Here is an 18,656-nt window from a genome sequence, read left to right as displayed (position 1 = left end):
CCTTCCTCGTCAAAACCTAGTTAGCTTTTACTGCTTCTCTAATTGTTACTAAGGATTTCTTAGGTCCCGGTACAGAGCCTTTTACTAAAAGAAGGTTGTTCTCTGCATCTACACGGACAACTTCAAGATTCTGAATTGTAATCTTTTTGCTTCCCATGTGTCCTGGCATCTTCTTTCCTTTGAATACTTTACTCGGATCAGATGCAGCACCGTTAGATCCCTGATGACGATGGAATTTAGAACCGTGAGCCATAGGTCCTCTGTGCTGGTTGTGTCTCTTAATAGCACCCTGGAATCCTTTTCCTTTAGAAATGGCAGTAGCGTCGATCTTGTCGCCAGCTTCAAAAATGTCAGCTTTGATCTCCTGTGCAAGTGCATAATCAGCTGTGTTCTCGAATTTGAACTCTTTTACGAATCTCTTTCCAGTTACTCCAGCTTTTGCGAAATGTCCCTGCTCAGCCTTGGTTACACCATGACGATGAACGATTTCCTTTTTACCATTTTTGTCTTTGTTTACAGTTTTGTCTTTCTTGTCAACGAATCCAACCTGTACAGCTTCGTAACCGTCATTCTCTACAGTCTTGATCTGTGTTACTACACAAGGACCAGCCTGAAGTACAGTTACAGGTGTCAGTGTTCCGTCTTCATTGAAGATCTGAGTCATTCCGACTTTTGTAGCTAAGATAGCTTTCTTCATTATAATTACCTCCTGTGATTTACAGCGGAACGCAACTTGGCGTTCATCCTAAATTTTAGGAATTACTGTGTTTTATTTGTTTTTCATTTTGATATCGATATAAACACCTGCTGGCATCTCTAATCTTGATAATGCATCTACAGTCTTCTGTGTAGGTGTTACGATATCGATCAGTCTCTTATGAGTTCTCTGCTCGAACTGCTCTCTGGAGTCTTTGTACTTGTGAACAGCTCTTAAGATTGTTACAACTTCCTTCTTAGTTGGAAGTGGAACCGGTCCGCTCACCTGTGCTCCGTTCTTCTTTACAGTTTCGATGATTTTTTTTGCGGATGCATCTACTAACTGATGATCATACGCTTTTAATGTGATTCTCATTACTTGACTTGCCATAAAAAAAGTCGCCTCCTTTTCGTACTTTTAACTTCAGTACGACAAGCGGTGACTGTACACTCTCCCGTGTGTGTCGTGAGAAACTCACACGTTGTTTCATACTTATACCTAATGGTAATCAGTAATCAGTTTTTGATTCGTACAGTGACTTGTCGCCAGTTTCCTAACTTGACATTCGCTCCACGGAAAACCCGTCATTCTCGACGGCAACCTCGCGCTTCATTGCTATCATGTCACAGCTCTCTTAGTATATCTAATCCAAGGCAATAATGCAAGTCTTTTTTTTATTTTTTTGTACTTTTTCCAGTACAATCTAAAACCACGTATTTTCAAGGGTTGCACACATTTTGGGGTTCTTCTTTCAAGAATGCCGAGGCATTCTCGCTGCGAGGTGCGCGTCATGCAATTGCATGGCATACCTCTACTGCGCACCTCTGCAATCCTGCGGGAGTCATCTCTCAGCTGATATATAATAATAACCTTTTTCCTGTAAGCGTTCTAAAAAACACTTTGTATTCTATTTATTTTATCGGACAAAAGAAAAAGCACGACATCTGCTCATGTCGTGCTCTTTCTTTTTGGTATGTCATTGAGAGGTTTTCCTCGTTGCATTGCAGTTTGTTATTATATACAAAGCTGGGGAATGCTCCTCTGAAGAGGAAGTATATATATTAATTGGAGTTTACCGTCGCAAGACTATTCTTGGGGGAAACAGTCGGCAACAGCTTAACTGCAATCACAACCAAAGTTGTCATTTAACTTAAACATGTCTCAAAATATAATAGCAGCCATCTATATGAATCATATTAAGATAACCGCCGTTGGTCTGAACATCTTTAAGTTGCTTATAATATACCACTTGTAAGCGCTTTCGTCAATTGAATCCCAGTGTTTTTTGTATTTTTATACGATATGACAAATAAGCATTTTCATTCTCTACTCTTTTAGTCAATTTACCCATTCTAATTATTGTACTTCTATATAATTAATGCTTTTCATAATGTTTTTCTATTATTTTTGTAACTTATCGTTCTTTTTTGAAGTTTCCTGTAATTTATTGTCTTTCTTTTTTCTTCCCTGATTATTTTAAAGATTCTATTTTCAATTTCTTTCGTTTTTCTCAATGAGTTTTTATATATAAAAATGCATTTTCTTACATTTTTTCCTATTTTAGAACAAAGAATGTGCCTTGGCACATTCTAGCGCCTGCGGTGGTCGCTTGCGACATCTTCAGTATACGCCGCAGTGCGCATCCTGCCGGAGGCTTTTTGTATAATAGGAAATGCAATTTCCTATTATACAAAAAAGATCCATCGCTCTTGCAATGGATCTGAAACCTCTCTTTTGGCGGAGGCATGTGGGAATCGAACCCACCCGGGACGCTCTTAACGCCCCACACTAGTTTTGAAGACTAGGAGGCACACCAGTTACCCAACTACCCCCGTATTAAATTACGCACGTTTTAATCACGCTATGATAGAATATCATATTTTTCGATATTTTACAAGTATTTATTGCATTTTTTTATACAAGACACTCATGCAGGTCTTCTGGTTCAATCCCGACCTTCTCCATCATGGCAACGATCTCTTCTCTCTCGTCAAGTGCCGCGCACCAGGAAAGTCCACATCCTGCTGAGATAGCTCTTGGAACCGGGATGATTCTGCCCGGTGTATTATTCTCTTTACATGCCTTTTCCATAGCCATCGCATCTGCAGTTGTATGGAAAGTAACTACCAGTTTCAATTCTTTTTTTCTCATCAGTGTCTTCCTTTTCTATCTCAAGTTATGCTTTATCTTTTTTTACTCTTCATCCTGTGCAAGCTCTTCAATTGCACGGATTGCAGTTTCAATTTCCTCATCTGTATTGTAATGGGAAAAACTAAATCTCACTGCTCCTTGTTCTACATTTCCAAGTGCTTCGTGTGCCAGTGGAGCACAATGACCACCCGGTCTTGTAGAAATACCATATTCCGTAAGCAATTCATCACTGACCTCTGCTGAATCATAATCTCCAATATTCAGTGCGACAATCGCACAACGGTTCTTTGTGCTGAAATCACCATATACCGTAACATTCGGAATATCTTTAACACCTTCATAAAATTTCCACATCAGTTCCTGCTCGCGCTCCCTAATCGTGTCAATCCCAGTCTCTTCCAGATATGCAAGAGCTGCATTCATTCCCGCAATACCATGACCATTGAGTGTTCCTGCCTCCAATGCTGTCGGCATCTCCACCGGATGTTTTTTATTGTAAGTCTGAACTCCGCTTCCACCGCTCAACAATGGTTGCACTGTAAGCCCTTCTCTGACATACAGACCTCCGGTCCCCTGCGGAGCAAGCAGACCTTTGTGTCCAGTAAAACAAAGCACGTCAATATTCATTTTCTGAACATCAATCGGAAATACTCCCGCCGTCTGAGATGCATCTACGATCAAAAGAACTCCGTGTCTATGTGCCATCTCACCGACAGCTGCAACATCCACATAATTTCCTGTAAGATTGGAACCATTGGTACATACTATAGCTTTTGTCTTTGGCGTGATCGCAGCTTCCATATCTTCCAGGGAAAAATTCCCCTGCTTGTCTGCTTTTATAATCGTAAGCTTCGCGCCTCTTTCTTCCATCTCATAGAGTGGTCGAAGCACAGAGTTATGCTCCAGCATGGTTGTGATCACATGATCTCCCGGTTCAATCAATCCTTTAATCGCAATATTCAGACTCTCCGTCGAATTCATTGTAAACACAATCTGCTTCGGATTTTCTGCCCCAAATAATTTTGCAAGCCTTTCTCTCGTATCATAAATAATTCTTGATGCACTTAAAGACGCCTCATTCGCACCACGTCCGGCATTTCCCATAGAACTCATAGCTGCGACTACCGCATCGATCACCGTCTTCGGTTTATGCATAGTCGTTGCCGCATTATCCATATATATCACGCTAATATCCCCTTTCGTCGCTTCTATATATTTATTGTACGATGCCAGGGTCCCAACATCATTGTACAAACTTAATTCTATCTCTTTCTCTTTCTTTAAACAAGTCACTGATATATTTCATAGTCATTTATATATTTCATAGTCACTTATATGTTCCGTAACCACTATTCTATGTCATATACTTCCTTTACGATCCGGATAAAACGGTCTGCCGATCTTGTCATCTGATAATTTTTATTATAGACCAGATTGATATCTCGTCCTTCATCAGCGCCCGGAATCGGGAATATAAGCAGGCCATCTTCATCCTCAGCTGCCAGTCTGGAAAGAACCGTAATCCCCATGCCTTGTTTTACAGACTTTTTAATTGTCTCCTGATTCGCAATGCTCGCCACAATATCCAAATCCTCCATGGATATTCCAGCATTTTTCAACTGTTTTTCCGCTTCTTTTCTAGTACCTGATCCTTCTTCACGTAAAATCAGCGGTTTCCTTTTGATCCAGTCAATGTCATCACGATTCTGTTCTTTCAGTATTCTATATTCCGGTGTATCCGGAGTGATCACAGCCAGTTCATCCTTATAGAAAGGTATGTACTTGCAGTGCTTTTTCTCAAGTACAGTACCTGTAAAGCCGACATCGACCATGTGATCTACAACCTGTGTAACCACTTCACTACTATCGGTTTCCATAATCTTAATCTGCTCTTTTGGATAGCGTTCTCTGTAACACATCAATACTTTCGGCAGAAGATACTGCGCAGGTATTGTTGATGCCGCAATTGTGATAAAATGTTTTCCATCATCACTATCCATATAAAACCGTTCTTCTATCGCCTTTTCAAGATCTGTGATCTGCTTCGCATAACGGTACAGATCTTTTCCGTCATCTGACAGACTTACTTCTTTTGTATTTCTTATAAATAACCGTACATTCAATTCCTTTTCCAGGGAGGAAATATGCGCACTGATTGTCGGCTGTGTCAGGAAAAGTTCTTTGGCAGCCTTCGAAAAGCTGCCGCTTTCAGATACCTGTACAAAAGCCTCTAATTGTTTCAAGTTCATTAGTATGCTACCCTTTCACTTTCCGCTCCGACTTTCTTGGTAACTTTGATACTGTCCATATATTCCAAAATTGGTTTCGCACTCTTTCGGCTGGTCGCAAATATATCTCGTACCTGAGCAATAGTAATAACCGGATCTTCCGCTAATTTCTCCCGAATGATATTCTTTGCTTCTTCCATATATTCCGTCAGTGTATACATATCTTCTGCGATTTTTACTACTTTACCCTCGACCAGCAATACATTCAGGATATCATCAGCCATTGCTCTTGGAGTCTTTCCAAAGTCAATCTCTGAATATTTTGCAAAGTCATATTTCGCACTTTCAAATGTACCAAGCACGGTCTTTGCTATCTTGTTATACGTCTCATCTTTCTTTATTTCAAACTGAGGTGTGCACAAAAACTCTCCGACACGTTTCACATATCCCTCAGTTTCCAACAGCTCAATGACTTTATCAAACACATTCGGTTTCATTCCCTTAAAATGTGTCATCTGCACTTCCGCTTTCTTCATTCCATAACGATACGGATTCTCTTTTTCATAGGATTCCAGACTCTTCACAATCGCCTGTACTGCTCCACGTTTTGAATCCGCATGCCATGTAAATGTATCTTTTTTCATCGGGAATACATAAATCTGACCATTCTCTTTTAATTCTTCTATATCCTGGTTTACCTCATCCATGGACAATGCCGTCAGCTTTGCAAGTTCTGCAGAAGTGATCATTGTGTCTCCATGTTCTTTTATATGAAGTTCAATTACATCCGCTGAAGAACCGGATTCTTTTCTCTTAAGTTCTTCAATCACATCTTGTTGAAAACGTCTCTTCACACCCGGATTTGGCTCAAGAATCACGCCTCCCCCAATCGTCTCCATCGGAGAATAAAAACGGACTACAAACTTATCGCCTCTGCGTACTGCGATTTCATCTTCCAGGCGAAGTTGAACATATCCACTCTCACCTGGTCCGATTTCTTCTTTATCAAGCAGTACTGCACGGCATAAAATTTCACTCGTTCCTGTAAACAGATGTAATCTCGTATGATTCGTCAATACCCGCATAGAGGAGTCCAGTATATTCATCTTCACATCCAGCAGATCTGTATTTTTCATACTTGCCGGCGGTGCCAGCACACAACCTCGCTGAATTTCTTTTTTCTTAACATTAGACAGATTAATTGCCACACGTTGTCCCGCATAACACTCTTTTTTATCCTGACCATGCACCTGAATGCTGCGAATCTTGCACTCTTTGCCAATCGGATACATTTCCAGAGTATCTTCTTTACGAATCGTACCAGACACAAGGGTTCCGGTAATGATCGTGCCAAACCCAGACAATGTAAATGCGCGGTCAATCGGAAGTCTCGGAATTGTATTCACATCTTTAGCTACAACTTCATCACTTGTCATATGCTCGATCACCTGAATCAGTTCTTCCAGTCCCTGACCGGTTGCAGCAGACACCTTACATACCGGTGCTTTTTCCAGAAATGTGCCTTTTAATTCTTCACGCACTTCCTCTTCCACCAGTTCCAGCCATTCTTCATCTACGATATCGCATTTATTCAGGACAATAATACTCTTTTCAATTCCCAGAAGATGTAAGATATCCATGTGTTCCCTTGTCTGCGGCATAATTCCTTCATCCGCCGCAATAACAAGAAGCACCAGATCCATTCCTACAACTCCGGCCACCATATTGTTGATAAATCTCTCATGTCCAGGAACATCGATAATTCCCGCACGGTCTCCACTTGGAAGATCAAAATATGTAAATCCAAGATCTATGGTGATTCCTCTCTTCTGTTCTTCTTCCCAGCGGTCTGTATTTCTTCCTGTAAGAGCTTTGATCAAAGTTGTCTTTCCATGATCGATATGTCCGGCTGTACCAATGATAATATTCTTCATCTGTCTCTATACTCCTAATTGTCTCTATAAAAGACTTGTTTCTTCTAATATATCCATCTCTTTTAACTGCTTTACAGCAAGTGTCATTGCATCTTTATCCAATGTTCTCACATCCAAAAGAATCGTATCATTTACCGTTCTTGGAATAATCGGAACAGGCAAATGTCTCATACGTTCTTCCAGCTCCGGAACACTGATCTTTTCCGGATGGATTGCAACTGCAGCACTTGGAATTCGTTCCAGCGGAAGAGATCCTCCGCCAATCTGAGATTCACAATCCACAACTTCATAAGCTGCAGGCAGCTTTGCTCTCTGAAGCATACGCTTAAATGTCTTTGCTTCTGCAACCGTCTCGTCATAAGACTTTGTAATCATCTTAAGTACCGGAATATTCTGGATCGCATTTTCCTCAGACAGGTATTCCTGAAGTACCAGTTCCAATGCTGTTGCTGTAAATTTGTCAATTCGAAGAGCACGGGTAAGCTGGTTCTTTTTCATCATATCGATATATTTTTTCTTACCGATAATAATTCCAGCCTGCGGACCCCCAAGCAGCTTATCGCCGCTGAAGCACACCACATCTGCTCCTTTTCTGATGGAATCCTGAACAGTAGGTTCATAAGTGATCCCATATTTGCTAAGATCGATCAGAACACCGCTTCCCAGATCTTCAATGACCGGAATATCATGTTCTTTCGCAATCGGAATCAATTCATCAATTCCTACTGTATCTGTAAATCCTACGATTCGATAATTACTTGTATGAACTTTCAGAAGCGCCTTTGTCTCTTCTGTAATTGCGCTCTCATAATCATCATAATGTGTCTTGTTAGTCGTTCCGACTTCTACCAGTGTTGCTCCACTTTGTTCCATAACATCCGGAACCCGGAATTTTCCACCGATTTCAACAAGCTCACCACGGGATACAACGACTTCGCCTCCTTTTGCAAGGGAACTTAAAATAAGCATAACAGCTGCCGCGTTATTATTTACCGCCATTGCAGCCTCTGCGCCTGTAATCTTACAGAGCAGTTTTTCAAAATGTGAATATCTCTCTCCGCGTCTTCCTGCTTCCAGATTGTATTCCAGATTAGAATATCCCGTTGCAATCTGAGCGATCCGATTCATGTGTTTCTGACTGATCGGTGCTCGTCCAAGGTTCGTATGAAGAATCGTTCCTGTACCATTGATGACTGAACGCATATTCGGTGTATGCATGGCAGTTACTGTTCTTCGAACATTCACATTCAGATTCCCAATCTGTTCTTTTGCCTTTTCCTCATCCTCGCATGTTCCGATATATTTTCTAAGTGCATCCATCTCCAAATGAATCGATTCCACTACCGTATCCCGGCTGTATGTTTCAATCAGCCCCTGAATCTCCGGGTCTTCCAGCAATACATCCACTTTCGGAATGCTGCGGTATAACATATTCTTATTCATGACTTCTTTGTTCCCCTTCTTATTCTTTTGTTCGTCTGACTAATACAGACGAATCAGCTTATCGCTCTTCTCTGCCACTTTTCCAATAATAGAAACCTTAGTATCCATATGTGCCGCGCGAAAATCTGCAAGCATCTCCTGAAGATTCTCCGGTGCCACACTCATCAACAATCCACCTGATGTCTGTGGATCATACAGAAGATCCAGATAGAAATCTTCCACATGTCCAACCTCGACCTGATCGATAGAATATCCGCGGTTCTTGTAAGCCCCCGCCGGAACAAGTCCCATCTTCGCATAGTCAATTGCGTCTGCAAAATATTCGATATCACGGACATTGATCTCGAAGGTTACTTCACTGGCAGATGCCATCTCTACACAGTGTCCTAAAAGTCCAAATCCTGTAATATCTGTACATGCAGATACGTCGAATTTCTCAACTACTTGTTTTCCAAGTTTATTCAATGACGCCATGACCGTCTCCGCTTCACGGATTGCGGAAGGTGATGCCATATCAGCTTTGATTGCTGTATTTACCACACCGCTTCCGATCTGTTTTGTCAATACAAGAATATCTCCCGGTCTGCATCCATAGTTCTTGAATATCTTGTCAGGATGTACAAAACCAGACACGCACAATCCATACTTCGGCTCATCGTCCTGTACAGAATGTCCGCCTACCAGCACTGCTCCTGCTTCTTTTACTTTATCTGCACCACCAGCCAGTATATCACCAAGGATTGCCGGATCCAGACAATTCGGGAATCCAACAATATTCAGTGCAACCGCCGGTTCCCCACCCATAGCCCATACATCACTCAATGAATTGGCTGCGGCGATTTGTCCGAACATATAAGGATCATCAACAATCGGAGTGAAAAAATCTACCGTTTGAATCATCGCGATATCGTCAGTGACTTTATAGATGGCTGCATCATCGGACGTCTCAATCCCTACTATTAACTTATCATCCTGAAATTTTGGCAGCTTACTCAGTACCTGAGCAAGGGTCTCCGGACCTATTTTGGCCGCTCACCCCGAAGTCTTGCTTAAGCTAGTCAACTTGACATTTGTTTTCATTTTTCTTAATTCCTCCTCAATGTTGAATAAATAATTATATATGAATAAAAGGAGCTTTCCATTCAGTCACAACAGAAGGCTCCTCTTTTCATCTCAATCCGGTAATTCCAGAGCTGTCCCCCAAGACAGCATCTGGCACGCCCTTCGCGTGCTCATCTTATGGTTTAATGATCTTAGTTGCTTTTGCCTGTGTCTCAACAATGCTGTACATATTAGTCACAGAACCTACTGCAAGCTTGTCTTTTAATCCATAGTAATCAAGACATGTTCCACATGTCATAATCTCTACTCCCTGTGCTTCCAGAGATTTCAGATCTTCTAATGAATCAGATCCTTCAGTTGTAAGTGTTGCTCCTCCATTATAGAAAAGCATAGTCTTTGGTAATTTATCAAGCTGAGTTACAGCAAAAATAAATCCTTTGATCAGGACTTTACCAAGTTCGTCGTTACCTGTACCCATGCGGTCAGAGCTTATTACAACAACTGTATTGTCGTCCTCTGCATCATACTCTGCTGCCGGTGCTCCTTCCATCTCGATTGTAACAACATATTCTTTCTCAGCTTTCTGCTCAGATGTAACTTTTCCTCCGGCACTTGTAGCCATCTTTGTCACATTCTGTACGGCAATCTCGTTATCAACTAATACTTCGATTGTCTCCGGTCCTGTAAGTGCATCCATTGCTTTTTTTGTCTTGATAACCGGAATCGGGCAGTTATCTCCCATTGCGTTAACTGTAATCATTGTATATTTCCACCTTTCTTTTATTTAAATATACCATTTCTTACGCACACTATAGATACATACTATCACTTCTAGCTGGAAAGGTAAATGGTATTTTTATACTATTTTGGACTTTTTTGTCGTTATTCTGGACTTCCAGGACACGATAGCCACCCTGAACATAATATGCCGGCTTCATCTGTCCCTTTTTGAACTCTGTCAGGAATTCATCCATCGTTCTGACCTCATTTGGAAAATATGTCGCACACACACCGACTTTTTCCGGCACATGACAGTCACTGGAACCAAGTGTAAAATATCCATACTGCCTTGCATATGCCGCTGCTTTCATACATGCTGCAAAAGATGTACTTCCATTGAGTACTTCCACACCGTCCAGGCCGTGTACCAAAGCCAGATTCTCCTCCAGGCCACGGTTATTATTGCGGAATGGATGCGCTGCAAAACAAACGCCTCCCTGTGCTTTTACAAGATCTATAAAATCCTGTGCCGGGATCCGCTCTTTCGGGTAATCTTCAATTCCAAATGCGACAATGTCTCCCTGAAGAGAATAAAACTCAATCCCAACAAAAATCGGGAAGCCTGTCCTCGCTGTATATTCTGCTGCATAGTCCTTAAGCCCCATACTGTCATGATCCGTAATGCAAAGCGCTCCAAGCCCTTTCTCCTTACCGATCCGAACCATCTCTTCCAGCTTCAGGAAGCTGTCTGGTGAATATGTCATTTCGTGCATGTGTGTGTCAATAAACATAATTTCTCCCTCCTCTTTATATTATAAGAAGATTCTCGCACATCTTCAAATTGACTTTTATAATAATCGTCCATTTATATAGAAAATATCTATAATTGAAAATGTGCTGTGCCTATGCTACACTTATGATACTGAGTTTTTGTGCAAAATAGCATTGTACTTCAGTCTGAACGGTAAAATCCGTAAAATATCCAATGATTTTCTATATAAATTTTAAAGGAGTTTTATTATGTGGATTGCAGATAAATGGAAAGATTATGAAGTCATCGACTGCAGCGGCGGCGAGAAGCTGGAACGCTGGGGTGATTACACACTGGTACGCCCGGACCCGCAGGTCATCTGGGATACCCCAAAAAAAGAAAAAGGCTGGAAGCATATGAACGGTCACTACCACCGCAGCAAAAAAGGCGGCGGTGAATGGGAGTTTTTTGATTTACCAGAACAATGGCAAATTCACTATGGTGAGCTGACATTCAATTTAAAACCATTCAGTTTCAAACACACTGGACTTTTTCCGGAGCAGGCAACAAACTGGGACTGGTTTGGTGATAAGATCCGCAATGCCGGACGCCCGATCAAAGTTCTGAACCTGTTTGCCTACACCGGCGGAGCTACACTTGCAGCAGCCGCTGCCGGCGCACATGTCACTCACGTGGACGCTTCCAAAGGTATGGTAGCCTGGGCGAAGGAGAATGCTGCATCATCCGGATTATCCGATAAACCAATCCGCTGGCTTGTAGATGACTGTGTAAAATTTGTAGAACGAGAAATCCGCCGCGGCAATCATTACGATGCTATCATTATGGATCCGCCGTCTTACGGCCGCGGACCAAAAGGTGAGATTTGGAAGATCGAGGATGCCATTCATCCACTTATTAAGCTGTGTACTCAGATTCTTTCTGAAGATCCACTTTTCTTCCTGATCAACTCCTATACAACAGGGCTTGCTCCTGCCGTATTAACTTACATGCTCGGAACAGAGTTAAAATCCTTCCATGGACATGTAGACTCTCAGGAAATCGGTCTTCCGGTCACAAGCTCCGGACTGATCCTTCCATGTGGAGCTTCGGGACGCTGGGAAGCAGATCATTAATTATCTTAATACACTTAAGCTGTCCGAATTACCAATTCAGGAAATATATTAAAAAAGTGTACAATTACATGAAAAGGCTGCAGAAATAGATGTAGATTAAAAACATTTATTTTCTGCAGTCTTTTATTATCATGACATCCTTATATTTTCTTGCAGAAAACATATCTCGGAAGTCCGCCGTATTTCAGGTCCTTGGCCACAATCTCATACCCGAGTTTTCGGAAATTATTCACACTGTACACATTTTCCGGATGAGCAGTCCCCATAAGCCAGTGATACCCTAAGAATTTCAAATGTTCTTCCGCTGTTTTCATCAGTTCTTTTTGCAGACCTCTTCCCCGGAATTCTTCATCTACCATCGCAATTTCCATATGCGCGACACGGGTAAGCTCTTCCTCGTTTAAATTCAGATATTTTCCCAGATTCTCCTCCCCAAGTTCTGATGTCCGGGCTATAAAAATTCCTGCCAGTTCGTATTCATGTCCTCCCACCGGAGCCTCTGCTTTTACTGCAAATCCTGCTGTCGCCACATAGCGAAGAATCTTCTCCTCTTTATCCATACTGAACCAGCTCTTATCCGGAATACCCTCATAAATTCTCTGCATAAAATTATAAATTTCCGGTCCTTCCTGCTCCTGGGCCTGTTCAATACGGAACCAAGGACAATCATCATCGCCATTCATCAAATGACTCTCCACTTTCTTCAGATCCTTCCAGAAGAGCGTCTGCATTTCTCCGTTTTCTTTCTGAAAATCTCCTCTTTCCTCATATCTGCTGCGCCCAAATGTTCCCATTGCCCGTGCAACTCCATAATCTATAATTCCTGCCGCATAATGGATACCTCTGTCCCACATCACTTTTTCTGCTGCACGCATCATCTTATTAATCAATCGTACCGGTACCCCCTCCCCATTTCTTATATAAGTCATAGGATACCAGGAATAGATCAATGCAGCACTTTTCCTTTCTTCCTCGCTAAGTTCAAGTCCGGTTTCCGCAAGAATTTTGTCCACGCCTTCCGTCTGGACAACAAACACTGCCACCATCTCGCCATAACGCATCGCTTTTACTGCAAATCCTTTGTCTGTCATATAAGAACGCATTTTTTCATCAGATTCCAGGCGAAAGACCTTGCACTTTTTATTCTTTGTCCTTTCAAATGTATCTCTGACAACTTCAAGTGCCTCCGGGATTTCCTCTTCTGTCACAAGTGATAGCTCGAGTGTCTGATCATTATATTCATATATTTCAATAATTTCATCTTCCATAATCGTATTTCCTTTCTTGTATAAAATCCACTTGAATTTATCATAATTATACACGTCTGCTTTCTTTTGTGCTATAATCCGTCGTAGAAAAGTTGTAACTAAATATATTTACGAATTCTGGAGGAAATAAAACTTATGAAATTAATGATTGCATCTGATATACATGGTTCTGCATATTATTGTGAGAAAATGATTGAAGCATACAAAAGGGAAAAAGCTGACAAACTATTATTATTAGGTGACCTTCTTTATCATGGGCCAAGAAATGATCTGCCAAAAGACTACAACCCAAAGGCTGTCATTGCTATGTTAAATGCTATGAAAGAGGATCTGTTATGTGTCCGCGGCAACTGCGACACCGAAGTAGACCAGATGGTACTGGAATTCCCAATTCTTGCCGATTACTGTTTTATTGAACTGGACGGTCATACTATTTTTGCAACTCACGGTCATCACCATAATCCTGCAAATCCGCCTATGTTAAAGAAGGGAGATATTCTCCTGAATGGACACACACACATTCCTGCAAATCAGGATATGGCTGATTTCATTTACATGAATCCAGGTTCTGTGTCTATTCCAAAAGAGAATTCCGCACACGGATATATGATCTATGACCAGGAATTCATCTGGAAAGATCTGGACGGAAATGTAATCGATATGATGTAAGTGTCAAAAAGTATAAATTGTGTTTGTGCTCGCACAAATAAGCAATTTATACTTTTTGACACGCTGAACACCGAGGACGAAATAAAATGGTGTGAATACACCATTTTATGGGAGTTCGAGGTGTTCAAGGATTGCGGGAATTGCATAGCAATGGAGCAATCCGATTACATCATTATTATCAACCGCTAAAAATTATACAAGGAGGATTTTCTATGTTCCGATTATGGGCAAAAGAATTTAAAGATAATAGAATGTTGCGGGATACTGTCATAGAAGTTGATAACGATGACACCCGCACACACAAGATTTTTCATGCGATTGACGAAGTCTGCCATGAATTTGATCTGAGCAATCCAATCTGGCTGGATTCCAATATTGATGAATTCAAAAGACATGCAAAGACAAGATTTCATCAGGATAACTTCGTAGATTCTATTGAATTTGACTATCTGGAAATTCATATAATAGAAGAATAAAAGACTTTGGGACAGGTGATTTTTTCACCTGTCCCCTTTTCACCTGTTCTTGCTTACTTTATTCACTGCGGATTGCCGCAAGCGGACTCAGTCTCATTGCCCGAAGCGCCGGGAAATATCCCGCCACCATTCCGACCAGCATCGCAAATCCAAGAGAAATAAGCACCAGCCATACCGGAATATAAGAAATATTTCCTTCTACTCCCAGTGCCGAGCTTTGTGCTGTTACCATATTGATTGCACCAGACATTGCAAAGCTCACCATATTTCCGACTATTCCACCGAGGAGTCCGATAAATGCTGCTTCAATCAGAAACATTTGCTTAATGTTTTTCAGACTGCAGCCAAGTACTTTGATGACTCCGATTTCTTTTGTTCTCTCATATATGGACATCATCATCGTATTTGCAATTCCGATTGCTGCAACAATCAGGGAAATGGCTCCGATTCCACCAAGTACTGCCTGGATCACTGCCATCTGCTTTTTCATGCTGTCCATATATTCAACATTTGTCTCTACATTATACCCCATCTCGCGGATCTGTTTTGCCACATCATTGACATTACTCATATCATCTACTTTGACCTGCGCTGAAGAATAATAGAATTCTTTGTAGGCTTTTCCAGACTTTGTAGACGGCTGCCCCGGAATCACTCTTCCTTTGAATTCCTTTTTCATAATCTGTTTTAATGTATCCAGATCACAGAATACATAGTAGGAATTCACATTATAATCGTCAACGCCTCCTGCCACAACGCCACTGGCAGTTACGATATGTTTCTTGGCTGACTGTGGAACATTAGATGTTCCCTTTCCGTCAGTTCCTGCATCAACCTGAAATCCCCCGGAGCTCTGACTGTTGTAATAAGCATCCTGATCCAGAATCATAAACATAGAATCCTTCATCAAATCAATGTCCGGAAGTTCTCCTGTCTCCCAATATCCTGATGAATTATTTCCTCTCTCACTGAAATTGGTCAGAACATTGTTACCATAAACCAGCTCCAGCTTTCCAGTCCCGGATTTTGGAAAAGTTCCTCCATCTGCCAGCTTGATATCTCTCATTCTCAAGCCTTCCGGTGTACTTGCGTACAGGGAAATATATCCTTCATATTTCCCTTTCAGACAAATTGCGGATGTTTCATAGATTGGTGCTGCTGCTTTTACATGTTCCAGCTCACCGAATTTTTTCACACAATTGTCATCAATATATTTGCTTGCCTCATCGGATTTATCGGAGTTCGATGAATGCATCATCCCATCTCCGACAGATTCGCTGCCCGTTACATTTATAGTCGTAAGTCCCCCTGACTGCTCCATCTCATCATAGACTGATTTCTGAAGTCCAAGTCCAAGAGACACCATAACTACGATAGATGCTGTTCCGATGACGACTCCGAGCACCGTAAGAAATGTACGAAGCTTTCGTCTCTTAAGGTTGCTCGCGCTCATCCTCAGAAGATCTATCCAACTCATCCAGTAGCTCCTCCTCTTCATTTAACATCTGCTTTTTCTTCTTTTTCTTTACAAATACTACTGCTGCCACTGCACCGGCTATGATCACGATCACTACTACGACCGGAACAACCGGAAATCCGCTGCTGCCTGCGTCCACATCACCGTCTGTATTCATATACATATCAGAGTCATCTACTGCCTCAGTGACTTCCAGCTCGAAATCCTTCGTAGTTTCAGATATATTTCCCGATTCATCTTCATAAGAAAGAGTCATGGTAATCTTAGAATTTCCATTCGTCACTTTTTCGCCTTTCAGCATGGCATCAATAGAACCGGTTGCACCAGCTTCCACATTTCCGATGAAAATCTCCTGTTTTTTGATTCCATTTCCTTCAAATCTGGCTTTTGCATTATACAGTTTAATTCTTCCCAGATTATAAAGACTGCACATAACATTTGCCTCGCCACCGACCTCAATGGTCTGAGGGCTGATTTCAAATTCGCTGAATTCGAACCTTGCGTCCTGTTTTACCGGAATAGAGATCGATGAGGAAGAATCAATCTGAGTTGCCTGTGAATCTTCGTACTTCATGCTCAAATTAATGCTGTAAGGCTTTTGCAGCAGATCCGCTTTCGCATTCAATGTAATAGAAATATCTGCGGTACCGTCAGCTTTAATTCCATCAAGATAAATAGAATTCGAACCGGAAGTTGGCAGAAATGCCGGCGCACTTGTCTGTTCATCAGTACCTTCCGTCGGAGCTTCCAGCTCAAACAACATATTCTGGACTTTTGTTTTCTTCGATGTATTTTTCAAATGAATCGTCAGTGTAAAATCACTTCCTGCATGCACCTCTGCCGGATTGGTATCAAATCCTGTTACGATAACTCGTGGCACAGAACCATCGGAACTGCTTCCTCCACTGCCGCTTCCGCCACCACTGTAGACTGCCGGCTCGTCATTGCCAACAGAAGCTGTCATAGCATCGCCGCCATTTCCATTGTCACCTTGATTCTGGGAATTATCTGCCTGCGGCTTCTCTGTCGTGTTTACATATAATTTATGGGTTGCAATCGGCTCATCATCATCACCTTTATACACAGAAAATGGAATGGCATATCTGCGTGTTCCGGCATCGTCTCTCTGTACAAAATCAAAAGAAATCTCTGTCTTCTCTCCAGCTTTCAGTGTATCAATTTTCTGTTCATATTTCTGATAATCTGTCTTGAATGGCCATGCATCTGCATTTTCACCACCCATATCCGGAGATACAGATAAATTACTTAAATCCTGTCCTGTCTTATTGGTGATCACCAGTGTCCATTTCTGGGATTCTCCCGGTTTATATTGCAGTGTTTTATTATCCTTGGACTCAATCTTCGCGGCCACACGACCAGCTTCTCCGGTTCCTTCTCCTTCTGCTGCTGCCTCTACCTTCACCGCAAGCCCCGGCAGGATCATTGCTGCAATCAATAGCGCCGCTACAATGACCGCCATTACTCTCCTTGATTTTGTCATTTTCCTGTTCCTCCTTACTACTCCCATTCTTTCTATTTTTTTTAATACTCTGTATCTTGTGGATTCATATTTCCCGAAATCGCTTTATCTCTATCTTCTGTATGTTCAGTTCCTGACCGATGATCTTCTATCTTGATAATCTTACCGTCGCTGATATGAAATACCCGGTCTGCATAGGTCGCGAGATGATTATCGTGAGTTACCATAACTAATGTTTTCTTCTGCTGCCTTACTACCTGCTGCATCAGTTTCATGACCTCTTCCGATGTGTGGGAATCCAGATTTCCCGTTGGTTCATCCGCAAAAATAATCTTCGGATCTACCACAAGTGCTCTCGCTACACCGACTCGCTGCTGCTGTCCGCCAGACATCTGGTTCGGCATATGTTTCTTATGCTTTCCAAGATTTACAAGATCCAGCATCTTATCCGCTTTTTTTAATCTTACATCTTTCGGAACTCCACGAAAGCTCAACGGCAACGCTACATTTTCCACGGCATTCATAGTCCCCAGCAGGTGGAAAGACTGAAAGATAAATCCTACATTGTCCCGCCGGAACTTTACCAGCTCTTCTTCGTTCTTCTTTTCGATATGCTCGCCGCTGATGATGACCTCGCCTTTTGTCGGTTTTTCAAGCCCTGCCAGCATATTCAGAAGGGTCGATTTACCAGATCCTGATGTTCCGACAATCGCGCAGAACTCGCCCTTATAAATATTAAAGTCTACGCCATCTAAGGCACGCACGACTTCATCACCCACGCGGTAGAGTTTATACAGATTCTTTACCTCTATGACTTTTTCCATATACCCTCCCTCTTGGTTTATGTTTAATTCCTTTATATACATTGTTATACAGATTTTTCATTCTTGAAGACATGAAAGATTTTTGCAACACCTGCTGCGTCGTCTATTTGCAGGTGTTGCAAAAATCTTCCAATTGTCTTAAGAATTGAAAAATCTATTTTCTCAATTATATATTACATACGTTCATTAAAACATAAAAAAAGAAATACTTCCGGTAGAAATTATGAAGTATTTCTTAATTTTTATGTTTCATGTTTAATTTCTTGGTGACTATAGTGAGGCTTTCGCAGGAACGAGCACACCAAGTCCCCGCACACAACTTCCGCCTGAACTTTCTACATCG

General features: G+C 41.7%; 17 protein-coding genes and 1 tRNA gene. 3 read left to right on the top strand and 15 right to left on the bottom strand.

What is annotated here, in order from left to right:
• Positions 1-16: 16 nt before the first annotated feature.
• From rplC to LI164_RS03850, 11 genes are all read right to left on the bottom strand, one after another.
• Positions 17-697 (bottom strand): 50S ribosomal protein L3, encoded by a 681-nt coding sequence (rplC, locus tag LI164_RS03900; protein ID WP_029731230.1) that lies wholly within the window; start codon positions 695-697, stop codon positions 17-19.
• Positions 698-769: 72 nt separating this feature from the next.
• On the bottom strand, positions 770-1,087 hold the full coding sequence (gene rpsJ / locus LI164_RS03895) for a 30S ribosomal protein S10 (protein ID WP_005332402.1): 318 nt from the start codon (positions 1,085-1,087) through the stop codon (positions 770-772).
• Between the two features lie 1,345 nt (positions 1,088-2,432).
• Positions 2,433-2,530 (bottom strand) — tRNA-Sec (locus tag LI164_RS03890).
• An 81-nt stretch (positions 2,531-2,611) separates the two neighbouring features.
• A complete protein-coding gene (locus tag LI164_RS03885; RefSeq protein WP_005332406.1) occupies positions 2,612-2,848 on the bottom strand; it encodes a DUF3343 domain-containing protein in 237 nt (78 codons plus the stop codon).
• Positions 2,849-2,890: 42 nt separating this feature from the next.
• A complete protein-coding gene (locus LI164_RS03880; protein ID WP_173785474.1) occupies positions 2,891-4,033 on the bottom strand; it encodes an aminotransferase class V-fold PLP-dependent enzyme in 1,143 nt (380 codons plus the stop codon).
• A 164-nt stretch (positions 4,034-4,197) separates the two neighbouring features.
• Positions 4,198-5,097: a selenium metabolism-associated LysR family transcriptional regulator gene (locus LI164_RS03875; protein ID WP_005332408.1), complete on the bottom strand. Its 900-nt coding sequence runs from the start codon at positions 5,095-5,097 to the stop codon at positions 4,198-4,200.
• The gene (selB, locus tag LI164_RS03870; RefSeq protein WP_005332409.1) at positions 5,097-7,010 is read right to left on the bottom strand and encodes a selenocysteine-specific translation elongation factor; all 1,914 of its coding nucleotides are present in this window, start codon (positions 7,008-7,010) and stop codon (positions 5,097-5,099) included. The genes LI164_RS03875 and selB overlap by 1 nt, the downstream gene beginning before the upstream one ends.
• A gap of 24 nt (positions 7,011-7,034) precedes the next feature.
• Positions 7,035-8,453 (bottom strand): L-seryl-tRNA(Sec) selenium transferase, encoded by a 1,419-nt coding sequence (selA, locus tag LI164_RS03865; protein ID WP_227086745.1) that lies wholly within the window; start codon positions 8,451-8,453, stop codon positions 7,035-7,037.
• 39 nt (positions 8,454-8,492) lie between these two features.
• Positions 8,493-9,533: a selenide, water dikinase SelD gene (selD, locus tag LI164_RS03860; RefSeq protein WP_081472141.1), complete on the bottom strand. Its 1,041-nt coding sequence runs from the start codon at positions 9,531-9,533 to the stop codon at positions 8,493-8,495.
• A 157-nt stretch (positions 9,534-9,690) separates the two neighbouring features.
• Positions 9,691-10,275, bottom strand: coding sequence for a sulfurtransferase-like selenium metabolism protein YedF (gene yedF, locus LI164_RS03855; RefSeq protein WP_227086744.1), 585 nt, complete (start codon positions 10,273-10,275; stop codon positions 9,691-9,693).
• Positions 10,276-10,324: 49 nt separating this feature from the next.
• Complete coding sequence (locus LI164_RS03850; RefSeq protein ID WP_005332413.1) at positions 10,325-11,026, bottom strand: PHP domain-containing protein; 702 nt, start codon at positions 11,024-11,026, stop codon at positions 10,325-10,327.
• A gap of 229 nt (positions 11,027-11,255) precedes the next feature.
• Here LI164_RS03850 and LI164_RS03845 point away from each other — a divergent pair, with 229 nt between their 5' ends.
• Positions 11,256-12,119, top strand: coding sequence for a class I SAM-dependent methyltransferase (locus LI164_RS03845; protein WP_005339044.1), 864 nt, complete (start codon positions 11,256-11,258; stop codon positions 12,117-12,119).
• Between the two features lie 140 nt (positions 12,120-12,259).
• On the opposite strand, the gene LI164_RS03840 is transcribed toward LI164_RS03845, so the two are convergent.
• Positions 12,260-13,387, bottom strand: a complete 1,128-nt coding sequence (locus LI164_RS03840) for an N-acetyltransferase (RefSeq protein ID WP_227086743.1) — start codon at positions 13,385-13,387, stop codon at positions 12,260-12,262.
• Positions 13,388-13,522: 135 nt separating this feature from the next.
• On the opposite strand from LI164_RS03840, the gene yfcE reads away from it, so the two are divergent.
• Positions 13,523-14,056 carry a phosphodiesterase gene (gene yfcE, locus LI164_RS03835; RefSeq protein WP_005332417.1) on the top strand — a complete coding sequence of 178 codons (534 nt, stop codon included), beginning with the start codon at positions 13,523-13,525 and terminating at the stop codon, positions 14,054-14,056.
• Between the two features lie 212 nt (positions 14,057-14,268).
• Complete coding sequence (locus LI164_RS03830) at positions 14,269-14,532, top strand: hypothetical protein (RefSeq protein ID WP_005332422.1); 264 nt, start codon at positions 14,269-14,271, stop codon at positions 14,530-14,532.
• A 58-nt stretch (positions 14,533-14,590) separates the two neighbouring features.
• On the opposite strand, the gene LI164_RS03825 is transcribed toward LI164_RS03830, so the two are convergent.
• The 3 genes from LI164_RS03825 to LI164_RS03815 are packed head-to-tail and all read right to left on the bottom strand — an operon-like array spanning position 14,591 to position 18,313.
• Entirely contained in the window at positions 14,591-16,009 is a 1,419-nt protein-coding gene (locus LI164_RS03825; protein WP_227086742.1) for an ABC transporter permease, read from the bottom strand.
• On the bottom strand, positions 15,966-17,510 hold the full coding sequence (locus LI164_RS03820) for a COG1361 S-layer family protein (RefSeq protein WP_227086741.1): 1,545 nt from the start codon (positions 17,508-17,510) through the stop codon (positions 15,966-15,968). The genes LI164_RS03825 and LI164_RS03820 overlap by 44 nt, the downstream gene beginning before the upstream one ends.
• A 41-nt stretch (positions 17,511-17,551) precedes the next feature.
• On the bottom strand, positions 17,552-18,313 hold the full coding sequence (locus LI164_RS03815) for an ABC transporter ATP-binding protein (protein WP_227086740.1): 762 nt from the start codon (positions 18,311-18,313) through the stop codon (positions 17,552-17,554).
• Between the last annotated feature and the right edge of the window lie 343 nt (positions 18,314-18,656).

The sequence above is a fragment of the Dorea sp. 210702-DFI.3.125 genome (assembly GCF_020560945.1).
GTDB lineage: Bacteria > Bacillota > Clostridia > Lachnospirales > Lachnospiraceae > Dorea > Dorea formicigenerans.
Note: the sequence above shows the minus strand (reverse complement) of the source record. Positions and strands in the feature narration are given on the sequence as shown.

Excerpts from the sequence above, each read along its gene's own strand:
- rplC (WP_029731230.1), bottom strand. The coding sequence starts at position 697 with ATGAAGAAAGCTATCTTAGCTACAAAAGTCGGAATGACTCAGATCTTC.
- rpsJ (WP_005332402.1), bottom strand. The coding sequence starts at position 1,087 with ATGGCAAGTCAAGTAATGAGAATCACATTAAAAGCGTATGATCATCAG.
- LI164_RS03885 (WP_005332406.1), bottom strand. The coding sequence starts at position 2,848 with ATGAGAAAAAAAGAATTGAAACTGGTAGTTACTTTCCATACAACTGCA.
- LI164_RS03875 (WP_005332408.1), bottom strand. The coding sequence starts at position 5,097 with ATGAACTTGAAACAATTAGAGGCTTTTGTACAGGTATCTGAAAGCGGC.
- selB (WP_005332409.1), bottom strand. The coding sequence starts at position 7,010 with ATGAAGAATATTATCATTGGTACAGCCGGACATATCGATCATGGAAAG.
- selA (WP_227086745.1), bottom strand. The coding sequence starts at position 8,453 with ATGAATAAGAATATGTTATACCGCAGCATTCCGAAAGTGGATGTATTG.
- yedF (WP_227086744.1), bottom strand. The coding sequence starts at position 10,275 with ATGATTACAGTTAACGCAATGGGAGATAACTGCCCGATTCCGGTTATC.
- LI164_RS03850 (WP_005332413.1), bottom strand. The coding sequence starts at position 11,026 with ATGTTTATTGACACACACATGCACGAAATGACATATTCACCAGACAGC.
- LI164_RS03845 (WP_005339044.1), top strand. The coding sequence starts at position 11,256 with ATGTGGATTGCAGATAAATGGAAAGATTATGAAGTCATCGACTGCAGC.
- LI164_RS03840 (WP_227086743.1), bottom strand. The coding sequence starts at position 13,387 with ATGGAAGATGAAATTATTGAAATATATGAATATAATGATCAGACACTC.
- yfcE (WP_005332417.1), top strand. The coding sequence starts at position 13,523 with ATGAAATTAATGATTGCATCTGATATACATGGTTCTGCATATTATTGT.
- LI164_RS03830 (WP_005332422.1), top strand. The coding sequence starts at position 14,269 with ATGTTCCGATTATGGGCAAAAGAATTTAAAGATAATAGAATGTTGCGG.
- LI164_RS03825 (WP_227086742.1), bottom strand. The coding sequence starts at position 16,009 with ATGAGTTGGATAGATCTTCTGAGGATGAGCGCGAGCAACCTTAAGAGA.
- LI164_RS03820 (WP_227086741.1), bottom strand. The coding sequence starts at position 17,510 with ATGACAAAATCAAGGAGAGTAATGGCGGTCATTGTAGCGGCGCTATTG.
- LI164_RS03815 (WP_227086740.1), bottom strand. The coding sequence starts at position 18,313 with ATGGAAAAAGTCATAGAGGTAAAGAATCTGTATAAACTCTACCGCGTG.